Genomic DNA, 9,161 nt, shown 5'->3' with positions numbered 1-9,161 from the left:
CTTTTTTAAAATGTCCCGTTCGATTTGGGCCTCTTTCAAGGCTTTCTTCAATTCGGCTATTTCCCGCTGTTCCGCACTCAGAATCGGCTTGCCATTACCTGCAAAACTCTGATCTCCACTGGACTCATACTCTCTACTCCAACGGCGAACCATGTCTCCGGGAATACCCAATTCTCTGCCAATCTCATTCGATGATTTACCACTCTTGTGAAGCTGGACAACCATCTTCTTGAATTCCTTGTCAAAACTTCTTCTTGTTCCTTCTTTCATTGGTTCTAAGTTAAGGGGCTTAACTTACTGTCCAATCAAATGTAGCAGATCCACCCTTTTCAGAATGCTTTTATGTAGAGGTCGCGAGCGGACCTACCTTCGGCAGGCAGGTTCAAACAGTTGTACAAGGGTTTAGTGGTGGGTATGGGTGAAAAAGAAAAAGCACCCTTTTCAGGATGCTTTTATGTAGAGGTCGCGAGCGGATTCGAACCGCTGTACAAGGTTTTGCAGACCTCTGCCTAGCCACTCGGCCACGCGACCTTTTTAAATCGGAATGCAAATGTAGACATTAAACTTATCGGTACAAAAGACAGTAAAGGAAATATTTTGAAAAGTGATTGATTGAGGAAAAGAATAGAGGGATTTGCTTGAAAAATAAATGCGGTATTTGTTGTTTTTTTGGACTCTTTGAAAATGGGCTTTTTTACTATTTATTTATAAAGATTCTAAATTGTGAATCCTTTTTCGAAAACACTTTAAATAACTGTAAATCAGTATTTTGATTCATTAATTATAGCGGATTAAAGTGAATAATGAGGTTTCAAATCTTGTTTGAAAAATAAACCCCGGGTACTACCTTTGCAAGGGTTATTTAAAACCGGTTAAACTATTTAATTAGCTATAATATGTTATCCAAACGCTCGTTAGTAGGGGTTCGATGGAATTTCCACACGCTGGCAGTGCTATTTTTCTTTCTGATCGGAACGCAGGTTTTTGCTGCGGATCCGGCGGTCTCAGAAAGTGAAGAAGCTATTTCAGCGGGAAAGACAGTTTTCAACGCAAACTGTAAAACCTGTCACAAATTGGATCAGAAGGCAGTTGGTCCAGCCCTGAGAGGTATCACTGATCGGCAGTCCATTGAATGGGCCAAGCGATTTATTGTCAATTCACAAGAGGTGATTGCATCAGGTGATGATTATGCCAATGACCTCTATGAGGAATATGGCAATTTGCAAATGCCTCCTCATACTTTTCTAACGGACACTGATCTTGACAATTTGCTCTCCTATATCGAGTATGGAGACAAAGTAGATCCTGCTGCTGAGGCTTCGGCCGGTGGTGAAGGTGGAGAAGTTTCCGGTGGAGGGGGAGGAATTCCTACCGAATACCTAACCATAATCGTAGTGGTGTTGGTGATTGTCTTGTTGCTGATTTTGATCGTATTGGGTTTGATTATTTCTGTCCTGACCAAGTACATCAACAAGCAGGATCTTCCCGAGGATGACAAAGAGTTTGTCTCTCAGAAATTTGATATCGGAAAAGTTCTGAAAAGTGATGGGTTCATCATTATCGTAACCGCCATAGTGATTGCTTTGGTGGCCAAAACTGCTATAGACGGATTATATGGGGTAGGTATTCAGCAAGGATATGCGCCAACTCAGCCGATTGCGTATTCTCACGCACTTCATGCCGGTACACTAGAGATTGAGTGTCAATATTGCCATACCGGTGTGGAAATCGGCAAATCAGCCAACATTCCTTCCGCTAATATTTGTATGAACTGCCACACGCATGTTCAGAATGTAGAAGGCAAAGAGGGGATTTCTCCAGAAATTCAAAAAATTTACGACGCTGTAGACAATAACAAACCTATCGAATGGGTACGGGTTCACAACCTTCCCGACCTGGCTTATTTCAATCACTCTCAACACGTAAAAGTCGGTGAGATTGAATGTCAGACTTGCCATGGTCCTATCGAAGAAATGGAGGTAGTATATCAGCACTCTTCATTGACTATGGGCTGGTGTATTGATTGTCACAGACAGACTGAAATTGCCGCAGATGGCAATGAATATTACGATAAGTTGGTTCAGTTACACTCCGATTCCAAGGATGCCTTAAAAGTTAAGGACATTGGCGGGCTCGAATGTGCTAAGTGCCACTATTAATTTATCAATTCGAAAATTCATTCCTAGATCATAAAATGAAGGAAACTAAAAAAACATACTGGAAAGGGCTAGAGCAGCTCAACAACGATCCAGAGTTTGTAAAGCATGCCGACAGGGAATTCCCCGAGCTTCCTTCCGCATTGGGCGAGGATGGCAGTGCTTCCAGAAGAGATTTTCTGAAACTGATGGGATTTAGCTTAGCAGCAGCTTCTTTGGCTGCTTGTGAGGCTCCGGTTAGAAAGGCTATTCCTTATGTGAACAAGCCGGTAGATATCAACCCTTCTATTCCTAATTATTACGCTTCTACGTTTGCTTCAGGCGGTGATTATGCTGCTGTAGTGGTGAAAACCCGTGAAGGGAGACCGATCAAAATAGACGGAAATGAACTTTCTCCTATTAATAAAGGAAAAGTAAATGCCATCGTGGAAGCATCTGTGCTTTCGCTTTACGACAAACATCGTCTGACTGGTCCTGCTCTTAATGGTGAAAAATCCGATTGGGCCACAGTAGACGCACAGGTGAAATCAAGTCTTGCCGGAGCTGGATCGATCAAAATTGTGTCCAACACTATTTTGTCCCCATCTACTGAAAAAGTAATTGAGCAATTTACAGCTGCTTTTGGAGATGTGGAAGTGATCATGTACGATCCGCTTTCCAATTACGGTATTAAAAAAGCCGCCGAAACCTATTATGGTCAAAGCGTAATTCCTTCTTATTATTTCGACAAAGCCAAGACCATCGTTTCTTTTGGAGCGGATTTCTTGGGAACATGGATTTCTCCAATTGAATTTGCTGGCCAATACGGAAAAACCCGTAAAATCAGCAAAGAGAATCCTGAGATGTCACGGCATTATCAGTTTGAGTCCAATCTGTCCATGACAGGTGCAAATGCTGATTACCGTACGCCGATTAAAGCTTCTCAAAGCGGATTGGCTGTTTTGGCACTTTATAATATGATCGCAGGAAAAGCTGGAGCCACTCGTGTTTCTTCCCCTGCTGTTGAAGTAGCAAACCTCGAAAAAGCAGCGAATGATCTTTGGGCTTCCAGAGGTGCTTCTCTTGTAGTTTCTGGTTCGAATGACCCCAATGTTCAGGTCGTAATCAATGCTATTAATGAACTCCTTGGAAATAACGGAGCGACTGTTGATTTTTCTGCTCCTGTATTCTTTAGAAGAGGTGATGATTCGAGAATGAACCAGTTTGTGGATGAATTGAAAGGTGGTCAAATTGGCGCCGTGATTTTCCATAACTGTAATCCAGTTTATGATCATCCTCGTGGCGCCGAAATCGCAGAAGGCATTGCCAATGCACGCGTAAGTATTTCCACCAATGGCACTCCTGATGAGACCGCTTCTTTGGTACAAGTTCAAGCGCCAGATCATCATTTCTTGGAGTCTTGGAATGACTTCCAGCCAAAAGCTGGGCATTTCTCTTTGGCGCAGCCGACTATTTCTCCATTATTTGATACCCGACAGGCACAAGATTCATTCTTGACTTGGGCGGGCAGTGAGACTGGTTATTATGACTTTTTGCAACAAACCTGGAGAGAAACGCTATATGCTACTCTCGGTCAGGATACTCCTTTCCAGGAATTCTGGGATCGCTCCCTATATAATGGTGTAGTAAATGCGGCTCAAGCTGAAACCGAAGCTACTTCGATTGTGGCTATAGGTGATGTTTCTGCAGCGGCTTCTGCTGTAACAGCAGCTTACTCTGCTGATAATTCAGGTGCTGAGTTGATTATTTATTCCAAAGTTGGAATTGGCAACGGAACCTTTGCCAACAACCCTTGGCTTCAGGAAATGCCTGATCCGATCACCAAAGCTACTTGGGACAATTATTTGACAGTATCTCAAAAATGGGCTACCGATAATGGGATTTCCATGGTGGAGGAAAATACACAGAAAGCTACCATTTCAGTCAATGGTAAATCACTTACACTTCCAGTTTTGATCCAGCCGGGGCAAGCAGAAGGTACATTTGGATTTGCTTTGGGCTATGGACGAACCAAAGGTGGAAGAGTAGCCAATGGAGTAGGTGTTAACGCTTATGACTTGCTTGATAGCAGCAAAGGCTTCGTTAATTTTGAAGTGACTTCAGGAGTGGAGGTTCAGGTAACTGGAGATTCTTATAAAATCGCCCGAACACAGACTCATCAGACTTTTATGGGACGTGAAAACGTCATCCAAGAAGCTACACTGGCAGATTACAAGCAAGATGCTTCTGCAGGTAGATATAAGCCTGAAATCTACAAAGACGGAGAATTTGTCAAGCCTTCCAAAATTTCCCTTTGGAAAGGCCATCAATATTCCCAGCATCACTGGGGCTTAGCCATCGATATGAACTCCTGTATCGGATGTTCTGCTTGTTCGGTTGCTTGTCAAGCTGAAAACAACGTGGCTGTAGTCGGAAAGCAGGAAGTCTTGAACAGAAGAGAAATGGCCTGGATTCGAATCGACCGTTACTATTCATCTGATGCTCCTGCGGATGATTTGGATGGAATGGAGGTCGCTTCTCAAAATCCAGAAGTTACTTTCCAGCCGATGATGTGTCAGCAGTGTAACAATGCCCCATGCGAGACGGTATGTCCGGTGGCAGCGACCACGCACTCTTCAGAGGGTTTGAACCAAATGACTTACAACAGATGTATCGGTACTCGATATTGTGCAAATAACTGCCCGTATAAAGTGCGTCGATTCAACTGGTTTAAATATCACGATAACAAGGATTTTGCCGGAGTCAATGTCGCTCAAAACGATGATTTGGGTAAAATGGTCTTGAATCCTGATGTAACGGTACGGGTTCGTGGTGTAATGGAAAAATGCTCCATGTGCGTACAGCGAATTCAAGCCGGAAAACTGACTGCCAAGCGTGAAAAGCGCAAGATTCAGGATGGTGAAATCAACGTGGCTTGTGCAGTGGCTTGTCCTACCGATGCGTTGGTCTTTGGAGATATGAATGATCCAAACAGTAAAGTATCTCAGCTCTTGAAAATCGAGGAAAATTCAACTTCAGCCTTGAAAGAAGTGAATGAAGAGCGAGCATACCATGTATTGGAAGAGATCAACGTTAGCCCTAACGTTTGGTACTTTACCAAAATTAGAAATAAAGATAAAAACGAAGCGTAATCATAATTTTATAAACTATGCAGGTTACTTCATCCGTACGTCAACCCTTAGTCACAGGTGGTAAAACCTACCATGATGTGACCCACGACGTGGCCCGACAGGTAGAAGGCAAGCCCTCCGTGGGTTGGCTTTTGGCCTTTCTGACAGCAGCAGGCGTCCTAGCTTTAGGATCCATCGCGCTTATCGCGACGCTCTGGGAAGGTATTGGAATGTGGGGTTTAAATAAAACAATCGGTTGGGCTTGGGATATCACCAATTTCGTTTGGTGGGTTGGTATCGGTCATGCCGGTACCTTGATCTCGGCTGTTTTGTTGCTTTTCAGACAAAAGTGGAGAACATCCATTAACCGAGCTGCTGAAGCGATGACTATTTTTGCGGTTATCTGTGCGGCGATGTTCCCAGTGATCCACATGGGTAGACCTTGGCTTGGTGCTTACTGGGCCCTTCCGCTACCCAACACCTTCGGTTCGCTTTGGGTTAACTTCAACTCTCCATTGCTTTGGGACGTATTTGCGATCTCTACTTATTTCTCAGTTTCGCTAGTATTCTGGTATATCGGGTTGATCCCTGATTTTGCTACGATCCGAGATCGTGCGACCGGTTTGAGAAAGGTGATCTATGGTGCGCTTTCCTTTGGTTGGGATGGAGCTGCCAAAACCTGGATGCGTTATGAATCGGTTTCCTTGATTTTAGCAGGTCTTGCAACGCCATTGGTACTTTCGGTTCACACGATTGTATCCTTTGATTTTGCCACTTCGGTGATACCAGGCTGGCACACCACGATTTTCCCTCCGTACTTCGTTGCGGGAGCGATTTTCTCTGGTTTTGCAATGGTTTTGACGCTGATGATCATTACCCGTAAAGTTTTCAAACTGGAAGATTATATCACGATTGGACATATTGAGTTGATGAATATTGTGATCATTATCACAGGCTCGATTGTGGGTATTGCCTACATTACCGAATTCTTCATCGCATGGTATTCAGGAGTGGAAGCAGAGCAATATGCCTTTATCAACCGAGCTACAGGACCTTACTGGTGGGCTTATTGGTCTATGATGACTTGTAATGTTATTTCTCCTCAGTTGTTCTGGTTTAAGAAAATCCGAACTTCTATCGTAGCGACGTTCTTACTTTCACTAGTAGTGAATATCGGGATGTGGTTTGAGCGATTTGTAATTATCGTGACTTCTCTTCACCGAGATTATCTTCCTTCTTCTTGGGCGATGTTTTACCCAACTTGGGCTGATGTGGGGGTTTATCTCTTCACGTTCGGTTTGTTCTTCACCTTATTCTTTTTGTTTGCGAAGTTTTTCCCTGTGATCAACATGGCTGAGGTGAAATCTGTATTGAAGTCTTCATCTGAAAAAGTGGCTAAATAATCATGGAAAGAGATACGCATTTTATACTAGGTGTATATGAGGACGAGGATGTGTTGCTTCATGCTGTGGAGCAGGTTCGTTCCTCGGGTGTGAAAATTCACGAAGTCTTTTCTCCATATCCGGTGCACGGCCTTGAGCATGTTTTGGGATATAAGAGAAGCCGACTTCCGATAGCTGCATTCTTGTTTGGATTGTTGGGAACGTCTTTGGCCTTGACCATGCAATTTTACATGATGAAGTTTGACTGGCCGATGATTATCGGTGGTAAGGACTTTGCCGCTGTTCCGGATTTTATTCCGGTGACCTTTGAGATGACCGTTTTGTTGGCGGCATTTGGAATGGTTGGGGTATTTATGATCAGTTCTAATCTTAAGCCATGGGCACAGCCAAGAATCTTTGATGTAAGAATCACGGATGATAAGCATGTGATGGCTATTGACATTGCTAATAACAATGCGATGGAAGTGGATAAGATCAAAGAAATCTTGAAGTCTTCTGGTGCATCAGAGGTAAATAATAAAAGTTTTGAATAGTAATATCAGCGATATGAAGCTTGTAAAAACACTTAGTATTCTGGGTATAGTTACTGCTGGAATAGTATTGGGTGCGTGTAGAGCCGGAGGTGAAGATCAAGGCTTGGAATTTGCTCCACAAATGTACCACTCTGTTGCCTATGAGCCCCTTACTCAAATTACAGATGAAAGCCAAGGAGACTGGCTTTCCAATCGGGAAGATGAAAAGGGCGAATTCTACAACAGTAATATCTACAATCCTCATAATATGAATATGAGGGAGCCGGTGGAAAATACTGTTCCGAGAAACAAAAACGGCTATTTGCCTTATCGATTGAAAGCATTCGAATTGGAAGAAGCTGCTTTGATCGAAAACCCCATCGAACTTTCTGACGAAGTATTGGACGAAGGAGAGACTCTTTATCTTCAATACTGTTCTTCTTGCCATGGTGCAGGTGGTGAAGGTGACGGTAAGGCGGGATTGATTATCGGAGGTGTGGCCAATCTTAAAGGTGGAGCCTACATCAATTTACCCGAAGGACATATTTTCCATGTCATCACTAAGGGAAAAGGAAGAATGGGTGCTCATGGTTCTCAAATTACTCCTGAGAGCCGATGGAAAATCGTTCACTATGTTAAACAAGAAATCCAGAAGCAATAATCATGGCTCATCACGTACAAAACTATAATTTGGATCAAAAATTTGATTTCAATTCTGGCATCAAAAAGCCAATCTTGACAGTTTTGGTTATCGGCGCTGTTTTGCTTGGTATCGGGATAATTCTAGCCATGACAAGTGGTGGACATGCCGAAGAAGGTGCCGAAGCGGGAGCTCACGCTTTCCATTGGTATGAGCGCCTATTTGCCAATATTTGGATCAATAATGTGTATTTCACAGGAATTGCCATCGTAGGTGTTTTCTTCTTTGCCATACAATATGCCGCTCAAGCTGGTTGGTCTGCTCCGATTACGCGAGTGATGTTGTCATTGGGTAACTGGTTGCCATTTGCAGCGATTCTTATGATTGCTGGCTTCTTTCTGATGGGACATAATCTATTTCATTGGTGGCATGCCGAATTATTCGATCCTAATTCCTCTGAATACGACTCCATTATTGACGGTAAAGGATCATTCTTTTATTGGCCTATGGAAAAAGGTACTTTCCCTATTTTCTATGTGGCTCGAATGGTGATATTCTTCGGTTTTTGGATTTTCTTTTTCAACAAGTTCAAAAAGATTGCCGCAGCAGAAGATCAACTGGGAGGTACTTCACACTGGTTCAAAATGAGAAGCTGGTCTGCTTATTTCCTAGTGTTCTTTGCAGTTTCTTCCTCTATCGCTGCTTGGGATTGGGTGATGTCAATTGACACACACTGGTTCTCTACGCTATTTGGATGGTATGTATTTTCTTCTTGGTTTGTAGCGGCGCTTTCAGCGATCACTTTGTTAACGATTTTCCTCAGAGGACAAGGTTATTTGGAAATGGTGAATGAAAACCATATTCATGATCTTGGAAAATTCGTGTTTGGTTTCTCGATTTTCTGGACTTACCTGTGGTTTTCGCAGTTCCTTTTGATCTATTATGCCAATATACCTGAAGAATCAGTTTATTTTGTTGAGAGACTGACGAGTGACGTGTATGGACCGTTTATTTTTGTAAATATTGGGTTGAACTTTGTACTTCCGTTCTTAGTTTTAATGACAAGAGATTCGAAAAGACATGGTGTATTCCTCAAATTGGTTTGTACGCTTTTGATCGTAGGTCACTGGATAGATTTCATTTTGATGGTTCAGCCAGGTACCTTAGGTCATAATGGAGGAGTAGGATTGATGGAAGTCGGATCACTCTTAGTATTTGGTTCAGTTGTGGCGTTGGTAGTGTTGGGAGGACTAGCCAAAGGTAATTTGGTTCCGAAAAACCATCCAATGCTTGAAGAAAGCTATAATCATCACATTTAATTAAAATAATCCTAAATAGAA

Annotated in this window: 7 protein-coding genes and 1 tRNA gene; 6 read left to right on the top strand and 2 right to left on the bottom strand. The window is 42.8% G+C overall.

The window, feature by feature from the left end:
* Positions 1–270, bottom strand: a 270-nt coding sequence (locus tag BM043_RS17210) for a transposase (protein WP_143189568.1), incomplete at its 3' end; no start/stop codon positions are given.
* 190 nt (positions 271–460) lie between these two features.
* A tRNA-Cys gene (locus tag BM043_RS17205) sits at positions 461–531 on the bottom strand.
* 365 nt (positions 532–896) lie between these two features.
* Here BM043_RS17205 and BM043_RS17200 point away from each other — a divergent pair.
* The 6 genes from BM043_RS17200 to BM043_RS17175 are packed head-to-tail and all read left to right on the top strand — an operon-like array spanning position 897 to position 9,140.
* Entirely contained in the window at positions 897–2,159 is a 1,263-nt protein-coding gene (locus tag BM043_RS17200) for a c-type cytochrome (protein WP_092793920.1), read from the top strand.
* Between the two features lie 35 nt (positions 2,160–2,194).
* On the top strand, positions 2,195–5,287 hold the full coding sequence (locus BM043_RS17195) for a TAT-variant-translocated molybdopterin oxidoreductase (RefSeq protein WP_092793919.1): 3,093 nt from the start codon (positions 2,195–2,197) through the stop codon (positions 5,285–5,287).
* A gap of 17 nt (positions 5,288–5,304) precedes the next feature.
* Positions 5,305–6,669, top strand: coding sequence for an NrfD/PsrC family molybdoenzyme membrane anchor subunit (gene nrfD, locus BM043_RS17190; protein WP_092793917.1), 1,365 nt, complete (start codon positions 5,305–5,307; stop codon positions 6,667–6,669).
* A gap of 2 nt (positions 6,670–6,671) precedes the next feature.
* Positions 6,672–7,202, top strand: coding sequence for a DUF3341 domain-containing protein (locus BM043_RS17185; RefSeq protein ID WP_092793916.1), 531 nt, complete (start codon positions 6,672–6,674; stop codon positions 7,200–7,202).
* A gap of 13 nt (positions 7,203–7,215) precedes the next feature.
* Complete coding sequence (locus BM043_RS17180; RefSeq protein ID WP_092793914.1) at positions 7,216–7,842, top strand: c-type cytochrome; 627 nt, start codon at positions 7,216–7,218, stop codon at positions 7,840–7,842.
* Between the two features lie 2 nt (positions 7,843–7,844).
* Positions 7,845–9,140, top strand: a complete 1,296-nt coding sequence (locus BM043_RS17175) for a quinol:cytochrome C oxidoreductase (RefSeq protein ID WP_092793913.1) — start codon at positions 7,845–7,847, stop codon at positions 9,138–9,140.
* The last annotated feature ends 21 nt before the right edge of the window (positions 9,141–9,161 follow it).

The organism is Algoriphagus hitonicola, assembly GCF_900113375.1.
GTDB classification, from domain to species: Bacteria; Bacteroidota; Bacteroidia; order Cytophagales; family Cyclobacteriaceae; genus Algoriphagus; species Algoriphagus hitonicola.
The sequence above is the reverse complement of the archived record's forward strand: the minus strand, read 5'-3'. Positions and strand labels throughout refer to the sequence as shown.